Annotated in this window: 15 protein-coding genes; 12 read left to right on the plus strand and 3 right to left on the minus strand. The window is 52.9% G+C overall.

Annotation, left to right across the window (positions count from 1 at the left end; all coding sequences use genetic code 11):
• Nucleotides 1-76: 76 nt before the first annotated feature.
• Both BZJ19_RS02510 and ubiA read left to right on the plus strand, forming a co-directional pair.
• Nucleotides 77-619, plus strand: a complete 543-nt coding sequence (locus BZJ19_RS02510; RefSeq protein WP_069589039.1) for a chorismate lyase — start codon at nucleotides 77-79, stop codon at nucleotides 617-619.
• The gene (gene ubiA, locus BZJ19_RS02515; protein WP_077674517.1) at nucleotides 616-1,470 is read left to right on the plus strand and encodes a 4-hydroxybenzoate octaprenyltransferase; all 855 of its coding nucleotides are present in this window, start codon (nucleotides 616-618) and stop codon (nucleotides 1,468-1,470) included. The genes BZJ19_RS02510 and ubiA overlap by 4 nt, the downstream gene beginning before the upstream one ends.
• Before the next feature lie 68 nt (nucleotides 1,471-1,538).
• Here ubiA and plsB read toward each other — a convergent pair whose 3' ends face one another.
• A complete protein-coding gene (gene plsB / locus BZJ19_RS02520; RefSeq protein WP_077674518.1) occupies nucleotides 1,539-4,004 on the minus strand; it encodes a glycerol-3-phosphate 1-O-acyltransferase PlsB in 2,466 nt (821 codons plus the stop codon).
• A 203-nt stretch (nucleotides 4,005-4,207) separates the two neighbouring features.
• On the opposite strand from plsB, the gene lexA reads away from it, so the two are divergent.
• The 6 genes from lexA (at nucleotide 4,208) to BZJ19_RS02550 (ending at nucleotide 10,109) form a co-directional block, all read left to right on the plus strand.
• On the plus strand, nucleotides 4,208-4,834 hold the full coding sequence (gene lexA, locus BZJ19_RS02525) for a transcriptional repressor LexA (protein ID WP_069589035.1): 627 nt from the start codon (nucleotides 4,208-4,210) through the stop codon (nucleotides 4,832-4,834).
• A gap of 122 nt (nucleotides 4,835-4,956) precedes the next feature.
• Nucleotides 4,957-5,751, plus strand: a complete 795-nt coding sequence (locus BZJ19_RS02530) for a class I SAM-dependent methyltransferase (protein ID WP_420876422.1) — start codon at nucleotides 4,957-4,959, stop codon at nucleotides 5,749-5,751.
• A 237-nt stretch (nucleotides 5,752-5,988) separates the two neighbouring features.
• On the plus strand, nucleotides 5,989-7,104 hold the full coding sequence (gene coxB, locus BZJ19_RS02535) for a cytochrome c oxidase subunit II (RefSeq protein ID WP_077674519.1): 1,116 nt from the start codon (nucleotides 5,989-5,991) through the stop codon (nucleotides 7,102-7,104).
• Between the two features lie 9 nt (nucleotides 7,105-7,113).
• Complete coding sequence (gene ctaD / locus BZJ19_RS02540; RefSeq protein ID WP_077674520.1) at nucleotides 7,114-8,715, plus strand: cytochrome c oxidase subunit I; 1,602 nt, start codon at nucleotides 7,114-7,116, stop codon at nucleotides 8,713-8,715.
• Entirely contained in the window at nucleotides 8,705-9,232 is a 528-nt protein-coding gene (locus BZJ19_RS02545; protein ID WP_077674521.1) for a cytochrome c oxidase assembly protein, read from the plus strand. Before ctaD ends, BZJ19_RS02545 begins: the two co-directional genes overlap by 11 nt.
• Before the next feature lie 10 nt (nucleotides 9,233-9,242).
• The gene (locus BZJ19_RS02550) at nucleotides 9,243-10,109 is read left to right on the plus strand and encodes a cytochrome c oxidase subunit 3 (protein ID WP_077674522.1); all 867 of its coding nucleotides are present in this window, start codon (nucleotides 9,243-9,245) and stop codon (nucleotides 10,107-10,109) included.
• Between the two features lies 1 nt (nucleotide 10,110).
• Here the strand turns inward: BZJ19_RS02550 and BZJ19_RS02555 are convergent, their stop codons facing one another.
• Nucleotides 10,111-10,317 carry a DUF2909 family protein gene (locus BZJ19_RS02555; protein WP_077455019.1) on the minus strand — a complete coding sequence of 69 codons (207 nt, stop codon included), beginning with the start codon at nucleotides 10,315-10,317 and terminating at the stop codon, nucleotides 10,111-10,113.
• Nucleotides 10,318-10,362: 45 nt separating this feature from the next.
• Between BZJ19_RS02555 and BZJ19_RS02560 the strand changes: the two genes are divergently transcribed.
• From BZJ19_RS02560 to cyoE, 4 genes are read left to right on the plus strand one after another with little or no spacing between them, the layout of a single operon-like run.
• Nucleotides 10,363-11,088 carry an SURF1 family protein gene (locus BZJ19_RS02560; RefSeq protein WP_157891154.1) on the plus strand — a complete coding sequence of 242 codons (726 nt, stop codon included), beginning with the start codon at nucleotides 10,363-10,365 and terminating at the stop codon, nucleotides 11,086-11,088.
• A gap of 8 nt (nucleotides 11,089-11,096) precedes the next feature.
• Nucleotides 11,097-11,606, plus strand: coding sequence for a hypothetical protein (locus BZJ19_RS02565; RefSeq protein ID WP_077674605.1), 510 nt, complete (start codon nucleotides 11,097-11,099; stop codon nucleotides 11,604-11,606).
• Between the two features lie 2 nt (nucleotides 11,607-11,608).
• Entirely contained in the window at nucleotides 11,609-12,631 is a 1,023-nt protein-coding gene (locus BZJ19_RS02570; protein ID WP_077674524.1) for a COX15/CtaA family protein, read from the plus strand.
• Nucleotides 12,606-13,508, plus strand: a complete 903-nt coding sequence (gene cyoE / locus BZJ19_RS02575) for a heme o synthase (protein WP_077455022.1) — start codon at nucleotides 12,606-12,608, stop codon at nucleotides 13,506-13,508. The genes BZJ19_RS02570 and cyoE overlap by 26 nt, the downstream gene beginning before the upstream one ends.
• A gap of 4 nt (nucleotides 13,509-13,512) precedes the next feature.
• On the opposite strand, the gene BZJ19_RS02580 is transcribed toward cyoE, so the two are convergent.
• A complete protein-coding gene (locus tag BZJ19_RS02580) occupies nucleotides 13,513-13,761 on the minus strand; it encodes a DUF3862 domain-containing protein (protein WP_069589015.1) in 249 nt (82 codons plus the stop codon).
• Nucleotides 13,762-13,968: the final 207 nt, after the last annotated feature.

Below are 13,968 nucleotides of genomic sequence, written 5' to 3' on the forward strand. Positions count from 1 at the left end.
CAGCCGAGTATAGCAATATTGTAAGCCACCGAGGGGATGAAGCGGGCGAATTTTGCGCGATGTGGCACAGGAAACAATGTCGGATTTAAATCAAACCTATTTGGCGGCGCTGAAACAAGCGCGCTGGGAACGACCAGATATCGCCGCGTTAAAACGCTCTCAACATGGGAGTTGGTTACTCGAATCGCATTCGATGACGGCTCGACTCAAGCGCCACTGTCAGCGCTTTGATGTGGATGTGGTCAACGTGTATCAACTGACGCCGGATAAACTTACCACGGATGAAGTGGCATTAATCGGTCACGAGGCGTGCGTGGTGCGTGAAGTGATCTTAAAGGGAGACGGCCACGCATGGGTTTGTGGGCGCACGCTGTTGCCCGCTTCCACGCTTGAAGGACAAGGCGGTTACTTGAACGCCCTAGGCGCCGTGCCGTTAGGCCAGCATGTCTTTAAACAGCGCGCATCGCGCCGTGATGCGATTGAAGTGGCGGAAGTAACGATGCCAACGGGTGGCCTTCAGGCGCGTCGCTCGCGGCTTTGGCTACATAACCGTCCGATGTTGGTGGCGGAATTGTTTTTACCTGATTCGCCCATGTACGGAAAGGAGATCCCCGCATGAGCCCTAAGTTAGTGGCGCTGGCTCAACTAGCCCGCCTTGACCGCCCGATTGGGACCTTATTATTTTTATGGCCAACCTTGTGGGCCTTATTTTTGGCTGCCGACGGTCTACCGCCCTTCGATGTGTTGGCAGTTTTTGTACTGGGCGTATACATGATGCGAGCCGCCGGATGCGTGATTAATGACTATGCGGACCGTCATTTTGATGGCCATGTTAAACGCACCAAGGACAGGCCACTGCCGTCTGGACGTATTAGCGAAAAAGAGGCGCTCGCGCTCTTTTTTGGCTTGGTTCTCGCCTCGTTTGCGCTGGTATTAACGCAAAACCTGTTGACCATTCAACTGTCCTTTGTCGGCGTCGCCTTGGCGTTTGTCTATCCCTTTATGAAGCGTTATACCCACCTTCCTCAATTGGTATTGGGGCTGGCGTTTAGTTGGGGGATCCCGATGGGATTTGCCGCCGTACAAGACACCATTCCTCCCGTTGCGTGGCTTTTGTTTATGGCAAATAACTGTTGGATCATTGCCTACGACACCCTTTATGCCATGGTCGACCGAGATGATGATTTGAAGATCGGGGTGAAATCGACCGCCATTTTATTTGGCCGTTGGGACAAAGCGGCGATTGGTGGTTTGCAATTATCGACACTGTTACTGCTGATGTTGGTGGGGAATTGGCTGTCCCTATCGGCAGGTTTTCATTGGAGCTTGCTGGCCGCGTTTGTGTTGTTTGTTTACCAGCAGTATTTAGTGCGTGAGCGAGAAAGAATGCCTTGCTTTCAGGCGTTTATGAACAATAACTATGTGGGTTTGGTGATTTTTATGGGCGTCTTAGCCGGCGTATACCTCTAGGCAATCACTGACCCTGACACATAAAAAAGGCGCATCATGCGCCTTTTTTAGTGCTCAATATCGGGTGCTTATTGCCCGCTATCGGACTCGGTGTTTTCTGCGCGGCCCGTCAGTGGCTGGTTCAGCACGGCCTGAATGGTGAGCTGGACTTCCGGTGAAATCAGCCCACATACCAAATCATTCAGTGCTTGGATGCGCTCAGCATTGGCTTTGGCATCATCATCGAGATAGCCTTGCTCACGGAGTGTATCCACAAAGGTACTGAACACGCCTTTATCAAAAAACTCTGGCGCGTTGATCCCGTGTAGGCGGCTTAAACGCTGTGCCAACATTTGGCTGTGTTTTTCCAGTTCACGCTTTTCAATATGCGGCTGGTGGGTGTACAAGGTCAACGTAATTGCATAGCGCTGCAAGGTTTCGACGATGGTACGCCCCAGCAATTGCAACTCACCCAGCTTGGCATTGTTCATGGTCACTTTATCGTCGTTACAACAAATCAGCGACTGTGCCTGCATAGCATGCAATAGCGCATCAAAGTAGCTATCTAAGCTGGCTTGGTCAAAACTCATAAACAGCTCGGCTTTGAGCAGCGGATAAAGCTGCTGTACGCAGGCGCGTAAGCCACTTTGGCTGATGGTTTTGTGGGTGATCAGGATCTGCGCAATCAATGAAGGCAGCGCCACCAAATGGATCACGTTGTTGCGATAATAGGTCATCAAAATCGCTTGCTGACGGTTCAGCGAGATCACATCGCCCATGGTGTCTTTCTCGACCACAAACTTATTCAGTGACAACGCATGGTCGACTAAGTCCGCGGGACTGTCTTGCGGCACACTGCAACAGGCCGAATACGGCGCTTGTGTAAGCAGCTGTTGATACACCGCCAGTTGGGTCTCCAATGCCTCACGGCTTAAGGCGCGCTGGCGCGAGGCCAGCAGCGCGGTGGCACAAAGGGTCAGGGCATTAGTGGCGGCCGCATCGTTAATCCGAGTCATCACTTTTTCAGCCAAGTCATTGACCACTGGGTTCATCCAAGCGGGTTTCTGCGGCTCGATCGGATTGATGTAATCATGCCAGTCCGGCACCTTGTCGTTTAGGTGTTGGTTCAGTGGAATAGGCTCGCCAAAGTTGACGTACCCCAGTCCGTAGTCACGCAGCTTGCGCACAATGCCTACCACTTGACCAAAGCTTTCTTTCTCTTTGCGTTGGCCTTGCAGCTCTTTGGCGTAGGTGCTGACCTCCATCACGTGTTCGTAGCCAATATAGACGGGCACCAAGGTGATTGGGCGTTGTTGACCGCGAAGCATGGCTTGCAAGGTCATGGCAAGCATCCCCGTTTTCGCCGGTAGCAAGCGGCCTGTGCGTGAGCGGCCGCCCTCGGAGAAGTACTCGACCGAATAGCCGCGGGCAAATAACTCTGCCAGGTATTCACGGAAAACGGTGGAATACAGGCGGTTGCCTTTAAAGCTGCGACGAATAAAGAAGGCGCCACCACGGCGGAATAAGGGCCCAGCCGGGAAGAAGTTAAGGTTTACGCCGGCGGCAATATGCGGCGGTACCAGCCCTTCTTTATACAGCACATACGACAGCAATAAGTAGTCCATGTGTGAGCGGTGGCAGGGCACATAGACAATTTCATGGCCGTCTTGCGCCAACTGACGCACGCGCTCGGCGTTATTGACATTGATGCCTTGGTATAGCTTGTTCCACAACCAAGTCAGCAGGCGATCACTATAGCGAATCAAGCGATAGGAGAAGTTGGCGGCGATCTCTTCCATCATATCGACCGCTTCTTTGCGCACTTTCTCAACCGAAACATTGCGGCTTTGCGCTTCATCATGAACCACTTTGTCGATCGCTTTCGACGCCAGCAGACGCTTAAAGAGTAAGGCGCGATTCGGGAGGCGAGGTCCCGAGGCAGCGAGTTTTTGACGCGAGAAGTGGATCATCGCCACCCGCGCGAGTTTATGCGCGATCGCTTGGTCGGTGCCGTGCTTGTCGGCCATATAGCGTAGCGATACCGCTTGGCTGATACGCACCATGCCATCACGGCCACGGGTCAGAATGGTCCACAGTTTCTCAGGGCCATTCATGGCGCGCAAAATCGCTTGATCACGCTGCGTTTCGTTGCCCGGGTCCCGTTGCCACAGCACCGAGGCGGGGACGAGCTGAATATCTAGCTCACTATCTTGACGATGAAGATTGAGTAAATCTTTAAAATGCGCCAATGAACGGGCAGGTAAATCTTGCTGACCACTAAATACCTTACGGCCGTGGCTAATAAACACGTAGCGCGGCAAGGTAGTATCCCCAATGGTAAGGGGCTTTAACGGATCAGGTAGCCCTTGACGCAAACAGGTGCGCCTGAGGGTCAGCAAATCCGTGTGGGAGTGAAACGGCAGCACATAGACGATGGGCCGTGTTAACGATAGATTGAGCTGCTCAATTGGTTCGGATGGAATACAGTGGGTTTTTACCCATGCAGAGAGCGGCAAATTCAATAGCTTATAATAGAGTTTTTGCCAGAGAGCCATAACGGTTAGCGCCTCAAAATCAAAATGCGCGCCAAGGATAGCAGAAAAGTACGGCGAACTCGCAACGAAAGGTCGGGAAATTACGCTAACCCGCCGTTTCAAGCCACAATGAGATCCGCTTCTCGCTGCGCGAATTAGGCCTTTTCAAGCATTTAATTACTGGATATACTCACAGTTAACTGTATAAAAAGACAGGTAAGAGCATGAAGCCGTTAACCGCGAGACAACAGCAGGTTTTTGATTTAATCAAAGCCCATATCGAAGAGACAGGGATGCCGCCGACCCGTGCCGAGATTGCTCGTCAGTTGGGTTTTCGTTCCGCGAACGCGGCGGAAGAGCATCTAAAAGCCTTAGCCCGTAAAGGGGTGCTGGAGATTATTCCCGGCGCGTCACGAGGCATTCGTTTGATTTGCGAAGAAGAAGTGGTCGCCCCAGAAGATCAAGGTTTGCCGCTGATTGGTCGCGTGGCGGCTGGTGAGCCGATATTGGCGCAAGAGCATGTCGAAAGTCATTACCAAGTTGACCCTGCCTTGTTCAAACCGCGCGCTGACTTTTTATTACGCGTCAATGGCATGAGCATGAAAGACATCGGCATCCTAGATGGCGATTTACTGGCGGTGCACAAGACCCAAGATGTGCACAATGGCCAAGTCGTTGTTGCTCGCGTTGATGACGATGTGACCGTGAAGCGTCTTGAGAAAAAAGGCGCGCAAGTGGTATTGCACGCTGAAAATGATGAATTTATGCCGATCTCGGTGGATTTAACCGCACAATCACTGACCATTGAAGGCGTGGCTGTGGGTGTGATCCGTAACGCCGATTGGATGTAATAGGTTTCTGGCACGGTCGCCGCTCGCCCGTGATTTGACCGCGGTTAAAAAAACACCTTTGCATTATTGCTCAAGCAAACGATAATTATTATCATCTATAATTATCGTATGTGGAGGTGTCCGTGCGTACTCAACAGCATTCTGTTCCTAGCAAGCTATTTAAGCCGATGTGGCTGCGCAGCCGTGAGAGCCTTACCGATGATGGGGTGATTTACGATCCGGTGGCGGCTGCAGCCTGTCAGGGATGTGTTCTCCAGCCTGAATGTGATTGGCACAACTTGGATCAAACCCAGTTGCTTTATGCCACGCTTACCAGTCAATGTGATGCGATTGTAAAACAATTCTTAGCCCAGCATCCCACCGCGTGGATTATCAACGTGGGAGGCGGACTCGATACCCGTTTTTACCGTCTCGACAATGGCCGTTGCCGTTGGCTAGAAGTAGATGTCGACGAAACCTTACTCTGGCGTGAGCGACTCTTTCATACCAGTGAACGGTTTCGGATGGTGCAGGGCTCGGTCAGGCAGCTTGATTGGCTGGATCAGTTAGCGGTACCTGCCGGTCACCCCACCATGCTAATTTGTGACCAAGCCTTACTGGAGTGCAGTAACCGCGAAATTTCAGCCTTTTGCCATCATATCAGCCGCCACTTTCCGCAAATGGAAGCATGTTTAGTGCTGGCGGGGGACAAATGTCATACTCGCATGGGACAAAAGCTGGGCTGCGAACAGTACCAACATGGTTTTGCCGACCCGAGAATGGCGATCGTGAACGCATTGCCGTGGGCGTGCCGTGTAGAAGAAAAATCACCGCTCGATAAACCCTGTCCCCGTTGGCGGTTGTGGCAACGTGCATTAGCGGCCATGCCACGCTATCGTCTCCGTTTCACGCCTGTTGTCCTTCATATCGAGTTATAGCTTTTCGCACTATCGTTTTTCTGCCGTCGTGCTCACACTAGGTGGGCACGTGTCTGGCTTTATGATCTTTTTCGCCGCGATTCTTTGTCCTTTTCGCCATCCTTGCCTAACTTAATTGTAAATAAAACGTTAACTATCGTTAGTGATTGTATCTGTGCGTATTCTCGCCAGCGTCAGTCATGAGTGAGGCAGGAGGAAGCCGTGTTGAGGCGCCGATTACTACTTTTGATAGGGACAATGCTCCTTCCTGCAGTGGGTGTGCATGCTGCAGAACGAGAAGGTTGGAACCTCACCCAAGGGGTCACGGCCATCAGTCAGCAGGTGTATGACCTGCACATGACCATCTTTTATATCTGCGTTGCGATTGGTGTGCTGGTGTTCGGGGTGATGTTTTGGGCCATTATCCGCCATCGTAAATCCAAAGGCGCTAAACCTGCCTCATTCCATGAAAGCACTAAGGTAGAAATTGCGTGGACGCTCGTGCCGTTTTTGATTTTGGTGGGTATGGCAATTCCGGCCACCCGAGTGTTACTCGATATGGAAGACACCACCGAGCCGGACCTGACGGTGCAGGTCACGGGCTCACAATGGAAATGGCATTACCGCTATTTTGACCATGACGTTGCCTTTTTTTCTCTGCTTGCCTCCAGCCCCGAACAAATCCGCAATGAAAGACAAAAGCGTGACACCTATTTACTCGAGGTCGATCAGCCTCTGGTGTTGCCAGTCGGGCGCAAGGTGCGCTTTTTAATCACCTCACAAGATGTGATTCATTCGTGGTGGGTGCCCGCCTTTGCGGTGAAGAAAGACGCTAACCCCGGTTTTATTAATGAGGCATGGACCAAAATTGATAAGCCCGGCATTTATCGCGGCCAATGTGCAGAGCTGTGCGGTAAAGACCACGGCTTTATGCCGATTGTGGTGATCGCCAAGCCGCAAGAGGAATTTGATGCTTGGGTGCAAAAAACGGCGCTAGCACAGCAAAAAGCGCGCGAAGAGGAGCAACGTTTGCTGGACATGGAAATGCCGATGGATGAGCTGATGGCACTTGGCAAAGAGGTGTATGACAGCCGCTGTGGCATGTGTCACCAAAGCGAAGGACAAGGGATGCCGGGCGTGTTCCCCGCGTTGGCCGGCGCTGAGATTGCCATTCAACCGGATAGGTTGGTCGATCATATTGATATTGTCGTCAACGGCAAAGCAGGCACCGCCATGCAAGCGTTTGGTCCGCAATTGTCGCTCAAAGAATTGGCGGCGGTGGTGACCTATGAGCGCAATGCGTGGGGCAATGACACCGGTGATACCGTACAAGCTGCGCAAATCAACGCGGTGAAGTCAGGTGAAGATCTTTAGGAGCGCGTGATGACAGATACTACCCCAGATACCTTGCATGACGATCATCACCACAAACCGCGTGGGATCATGCGTTGGGTGTTGACCACCAACCACAAAGATATTGGCTCCATGTATCTGATTTTTAGCTTCACCATGTTTTTACTGGGTGGGGCGATGGCGATGGTTATTCGTGCTGAGCTTTTCCAGCCCGGCCTGCAACTGGTTGAGCCTAACTTTTTCAACCAAATGACTACAGTACACGGCCTGATCATGGTGTTTGGCGCGGTGATGCCCGCGTTTACCGGTTTGGCTAACTGGATGGTGCCGATGATGATAGGGGCGCCGGACATGGCGCTGCCGCGGATGAATAACTGGAGCTTTTGGATCCTGCCGTTCGCGTTTTTACTGCTTATTGGTTCCTTGTTTATGGAAGGCGGCGGCCCTAACTTTGGCTGGACGTTTTACGCGCCGCTGTCGACCACTTATAGCCCAGACAGTACTGGCCTGTTTGTCTTCGCCCTGCATATTATGGGGATAAGCTCGATCATGGGGGCCATCAATGTGATTGTCACCATCACCAATATGCGTGCGCCGGGCATGACCTACATGAAAATGCCGCTGTTTGTTTGGACGTGGCTGATCACCGCCTTTTTGCTCATTGCAGTGATGCCCGTATTGGCGGGCGCAGCCACCATGGTGCTTACCGATAAATACTTTGGGACCAGCTTTTTCGATGCCGCGGGGGGCGGCGATCCAGTTTTGTTTCAGCATATTTTCTGGTTCTTTGGTCACCCCGAGGTCTACATCATGATTTTGCCAAGCTTTGGCATTATCTCGGCCATTGTCCCTGCGTTTTCACGGAAGCGCCTGTTCGGCTATAGCTCGATGGTGTATGCCACCGCCTCGATTGCGGGGTTAAGCTTTTTGGTGTGGGCGCACCATATGTTCACCACCGGGATGCCTGTGTTTGCCGAATTGTTTTTCATGTTCTGCACCATGCTGATCTCGGTGCCGACTGGGGTGAAAGTCTTTAACTGGGTCGCCACCATGTGGCGGGGATCCTTGACCTTTGAAGTACCCATGTTGTTTGCAATTGCCTTTATTGTGCTGTTCACCATCGGCGGGTTTTCGGGCTTGATGCTGGCAATCACGCCGGTCGATTTTCAGTATCACGATACTTATTTTGTGGTCGCGCATTTCCACTATGTGCTGGTTTCGGGGGCGGTGTTCTCGATTATGGCTGCGGCTTACTACTGGCTCCCCAAGTGGACCGGCCATATGTTTAATGAAACCTTGGCCAAGTGGCACTTTTGGTGCTCGGTGATTTCGGTCAATGTGCTTTTCTTCCCCATGCACTTTCTGGGACTGGCGGGGATGCCACGCCGGATCCCCGATTATGCCCTGCAGTTTGCCGATGTGAACGCCATTGTCAGCATCGGTGGCTTTGCCTTTGGTTTATCGCAACTTATTTTCCTCGTGGTGGTGATCAAATGCGCGCGCGGCGGTGAACCTGCTGCGGCGAAGCCGTGGGAGGGTGCCGAAGGGCTGGAGTGGACCGTGCCTTCACCCGCACCGTATCACACCTTTGAGACACCACCGGATCTAGAGGAGACGCGCCATGGCCACTGAGTCTGCGCGCTCCGTGCGCCGCTTACTGCTGCTCGCCGTGGCGATGTTTGGCTTTGCCTTTGCCTTGGTGCCTTTGTATGACGTGTTCTGTGAAGTCACTGGGATCAACGGTAAAACCGACAATGAGGCCGCCGCATCCAGTGCGGGTATTGACCAAGATCGCTTGGTGACCATTGAATTTATTGCCTACATCAACCCGGGAATGCGCTGGACGTTCGAGCCCCAAGTTAAACGTATGCAGGTACACCCCGGTGAAACCCATACCATCAACTACCTAGCCACCAACAATGCGCGCTATGACACCATTGGCCAAGCGGTGCCTTCGGTCTCACCCGGGATAGCCGCGCAATACTTGAACAAAATTGAATGCTTTTGTTTTAACCGTCAGCCTTTACCGCGTGGCGAGGATGCGGCTTTGCCCCTCGTGTTTTACGTGGATCCTGAGCTGCCGGATGACATTAACCACTTAACGCTGGCCTACACCTTGTTTGATGTGACCGCCAGCGCCAAGGAATAAGGAGGCGCTCATGGCGACGCCTGAACGTTATTATGTCCCTGCGGCGAGTATTTGGCCGATTGTTGGTGCGGTGGCGCTGTTCTTGATTGCCGCTGGCGCAGGTGCCACGGTGGGCGGTTTATTTGGTGGCAATGGCCCTTGGCTGTTGCTGGCCGGCACCGTACTTATTTTGGTTATGCTCACCGGTTGGTTTCGCGACGTGATCCGCGAATCCATGCAAGGGCTGTACTCGGCCCAAATGGACCGCTCTTTTCGCCAAGGAATGAGTTGGTTTATTTTCTCTGAAGTGATGTTTTTTGGCGCCTTTATTGGTGCGCTCTTTTATGCCCGCTTTATCGCCGTTCCGTGGCTGGGGGGCGCGAGTAACAATGCGATGACGGCCGCGGTATTGTGGCCAGATTTCGTCGCTCAGTGGCCACTCACGTTGACCCCGGGCGGGATTGAAACCACTGCGATGCCTGCGATGGGGTTACCGCTGTTAAACACCTTTATCCTCCTGACCTCTTCTGTGACGCTCCAGATTGCCCATACCGCGATGGAGAAAAATCAACGGGGGCGAATTAAAAGCTTCCTATTGGCCACGGTGTTATTAGGCGCATTGTTTATGTTTTTTCAGGGTGAAGAATATATCCATGCTTACCAAGAAATGGATCTACGTCTCGACTCTGGGGTCTATGGCAACACCTTTTATTTATTAACTGGGTTTCATGGCCTACACGTTACATTAGGCACCATCATGTTGTTTGTGATTTGGTTACGTGTATTACGCGGCCACTTCACGCCGACACAACACTTTGGTTTTCAAGCCAGTGCTTGGTATTGGCACTTTGTTGATGTGGTGTGGTTATGCTTGTTCGTTTTTGTATACATCTTATAGCTCAATAGGGGCGTGGGTTGGGGGTAATCCAGCCCATTGAGAGCGCCAATAAAAGCAGTAAGAAGATACAGACGGAAAATAAAACGCGACGGCCCAAAAAGCGAGATAAAGGCACGGAGCGATCGCCATTGAGCAAGACAGGAATGGCACGAAATAAGTTAAACAAAATAAAGATCAGCAAACAAATCAGAATAGCTTTGACCAGCATAAGCGCTCCTTAGCGCAATAGGTAATCATGAAACAAGGACGGCGAATGGGGTTTCTGATATTGACTGTGGTTGTGGTCGCGCTACTCGTCAAGTTAAGTCATTGGCAATGGACGCGTGGCGTGCAAAAAGCCCAACACTTGGCACAGTTTGATGCCAATCAAGCCCCCAACTCACTTTCAGGCATGGTGCGAAAAGGCCAACGGTTGGCGCTCGACGGCCAGTTTCGCCCTGAATTTGCCGTGTGGCTGGATAATCAGACCCACCAAGGTCAGGTTGGCTATCGCCTTTTTCTTCCTTTTGTGCCGAGCCAACAGCCATCGCCGAGTCAACAGCCATCGCAATGGTGGCTGGTGGAATTGGGCTGGGTGGCCGCGCCAGCATTGCGCCGCTTGCCGGCCGTGCCCGCGTTGGCATCGCGCTACCAACTGTCTGGCTTTGTCGATACACCCTCTGAGCGGGTGGTACTCAAGGAAGAAACGGCATCGCACGCCTGGCCCGCTCGGGTTCAGCGCATTGATTTAAAAGTACTTAACGCCCAACTGACAACGCTGAATACGCAGTGGTTGATACGGACAGAAACATTGATGGATGTGACCACGCCGAGTCGGGATGCCTTGGCGCAAGCGGGGATTACGCCGGTGTGGCAGCCGGTGGTGATGCCACCGGTAAAACATTATGGCTATGCCTTGCAATGGGCACTCATGGCGCTCGCAGTCAGTATTGGCGCGGGCATCTGGTGGCACAAAACAAAACAGAGGGAAGCGGTGTGAAAGGACGCATGACGCTCCTAGCATTGATTGGTATTTTTGTCCTGCCTGTGGTGGTGGCGAAATTGGTGCTAGAGCAAAGCTGGTATGAAAAAGGGGTCACTAATTACGGACAGTTTCTCGCTGAGCCGGCGACCTTGAATTGGTTGCCTGAGCAAGGTCATTGGCGATTAATATACCGAGTGCCAGAGCAATGTGATTCGGTATGTGAGCAAGCCCTGTTTCAGTTAACACAAATTCCGATTGCGGTCGGCAAAGAGCGCGATCGGGTCACTAGCGTGGCACTGACAAGCTCGATCCCTAACGCACCGGAGGTACTGACATGGCAAATCCTGACGACGGAGCAGGCGCAGGCATGGCAGCAGCAAGCATTTGATAAAAATACCATTTATCTTAGCGATCCGATGAATAATGTGGTGCTGGCCTATCCTGTCAGTGACGATAAAACGAAGTGGGTGGCGCAAGGCAAAGGTTTATTGCGTGATCTCAAACGGCTTCTTAAATTGTCGAAGGTAGGCTGATTATGGCAACGCGTCGCTACCAACTCGCCGTCTTATCGACACTGATACTGGCCGTGCTGGTGGTTGGGCTTGGCGCGTTTACCCGCCTTACTGAAGCGGGGCTGGGCTGCCCAGACTGGCCCGGATGCTATGGCCATTTGGCAGTACCGGCCAGTGAAAGCGCGCAATCGGTCGCCATGTCGCGTTTTCCTGATGCGCCGCTTGATATCAATAAAGCATGGAATGAAATGTTGCACCGCTACGTGGCGGGCACCTTAGGGCTGGCGATTTTTGCGTTGGCGTGGATCAGCTGGCGACGTCCTGACTATCAGGCTTTACGACCACTGACCACCTTGCTCAGTGTAGTGGTCATCGCGCAAGCCGCCCTAGGGATGTGGACCGTGACTTTAAGTTTGATGCCGGTGGTGGTGATGGCGCACTTACTCGGTGGTTTCACCACGGTATGCTTGCTAGTTTGGCTGGCGGTGGCGACAGGCGCGCTCCGATTGCCTGTGTTTTCGATGTCGTCATCGGCGCGCCGCGTGGGCACGTTGGCTTTGGTCGCGGTGATTGTGCAAATCGGTCTCGGTGGCTGGACCTCCGCCAACTATGCCGCCACCGTCTGCACTCAGCTACCTATCTGCGAAAGCCCTTGGTGGCAGCTTTTCACCCCCTCCGCTTTTCATCCCGTCAGTCCTCTTAGCGAAACCTATCAATTTGGCGTGCTGAACCATGCCGAGCGGGTGACCATTCATGCCACCCACCGTCTGGGCGCCATGGTGGTCACTGTATTCGTGCTCGCTTGGGCATGGATGCTGTGGCGTGCTGGGGGGCGCGCGCTGGCAATGGCAGTGAGTGGTGTGCTGGCGATGCAAATTACGTTAGGGGTGACCAATGTGGTTGCGCTACTGCCGCTGAGTGTGGCGGTGGCACACAACTTAGGGGGATTATCACTGTTGGTTACGTTGCTGATCACTCGGCGTTTATCTCTTTCCTCGTCACTATCCCAAGGAGCTCGTGATGGCACAGTTTCAACGTACCGCTAGTGTTTCGACACGGGTTGGCGCCAATTGGCGTGATTATTACGAGCTGACCAAACCGCGTGTGGTTGCTATGTTGCTTCTCACCGCGTTGGTGGGCATGTGCTTAGCCACTCCCGGCTGGCCACCTTGGTCGGCGGTGCTGGTGGGATTATTTGGCATTGGTGCGCAAGCCAGTGCCGCGGCGGTGTTTAATCACGTTATCGACTGGAAAATTGACACGAAAATGCAGCGTACCCGCCATCGCCCCGTAGCCGAGGGACGAGTCAGTCAAGGCGCCGCGTTGGCCTTTGCGGTGATACTGATGGTGATGGGATTCATTGCCTGTTGGTGGCTGAACCCACTCACGGCTTGGCTAACGTTTGCCAGTCTAGTCGGGTATGCGTTGGTGTATACCCAATGGCTTAAACCCGCGACCCCGCAAAATATCGTGATTGGCGGGTTGGCGGGTGCAATGCCGCCTTTGCTAGGCTGGACCGCGGTGACCGGAGAGCTTCACGCCCACGCGCTGCTGCTGGTGATGATCATTTTTACGTGGACGCCGCCTCACTTTTGGGCGTTAGCGATACATCGCCGCCATGATTATGCCAAAGCCGATGTGCCGATGCTGCCTGTCACTCATGGGGTAGGGTTTACCCAAACTATGGTCTTGCTTTACACCCTACTGCTGGTCATCGTGGGCATTTTCCCTTGGCTGACCGGGATGAGTGGTTGGTTGTATCTGGTAGGGGCGACCACGTTAAATCTGGTCTTTGTCGGTTACGCTTGGCGACTGAAAACCCAGTCGCAAAAAGGCATCGCGTGGCAGACCTTTAAGTTCTCGATATGGCATATCTTCGCGACCTTTGTGGTGCTCCTTGCCGACCACGCGTTGCGCTATTAAGGGGCTACTTTAGCCCTTGCGCCGACAGCACGGTGGCTTTGTCGGCGACAAAAGACACTTTGATATGCTTACCATCGCCGCCCCACACACAGTGGGTTAAGCCCATGGTGTCGTCGCATTGGCTAGGCTCGCCAATGTGGCTCACAACCGCGTCATAGCTCATGCCCACTTCGAGCTGATCGTAGTTTTGCTTGGTCACTTTCGAGCAACCCGCTAGCAATACCGCCAACACACAGGCAAAAAATACACGCATAACCTTTCCTTTTTTACAGAGGTGATGAGCCTAGTTGGCGCAATGCAACTGATGCAGTGCAATGGCCGCTCGTCGATTAGATTGTCGCAATGGTACACTGCTGCATCGATAAGGGCCACCCGCTGACCTTGCCGGTTATCGCTGCAATCGTGTTCTTTATCAAAAATGATACATCATCCTGACGCATAGCGTGGCGTCCAATATTGA

This window comes from Salinivibrio proteolyticus (assembly GCF_001996165.1).
Classification (GTDB): Bacteria; Pseudomonadota; Gammaproteobacteria; order Enterobacterales; family Vibrionaceae; genus Salinivibrio; species Salinivibrio proteolyticus.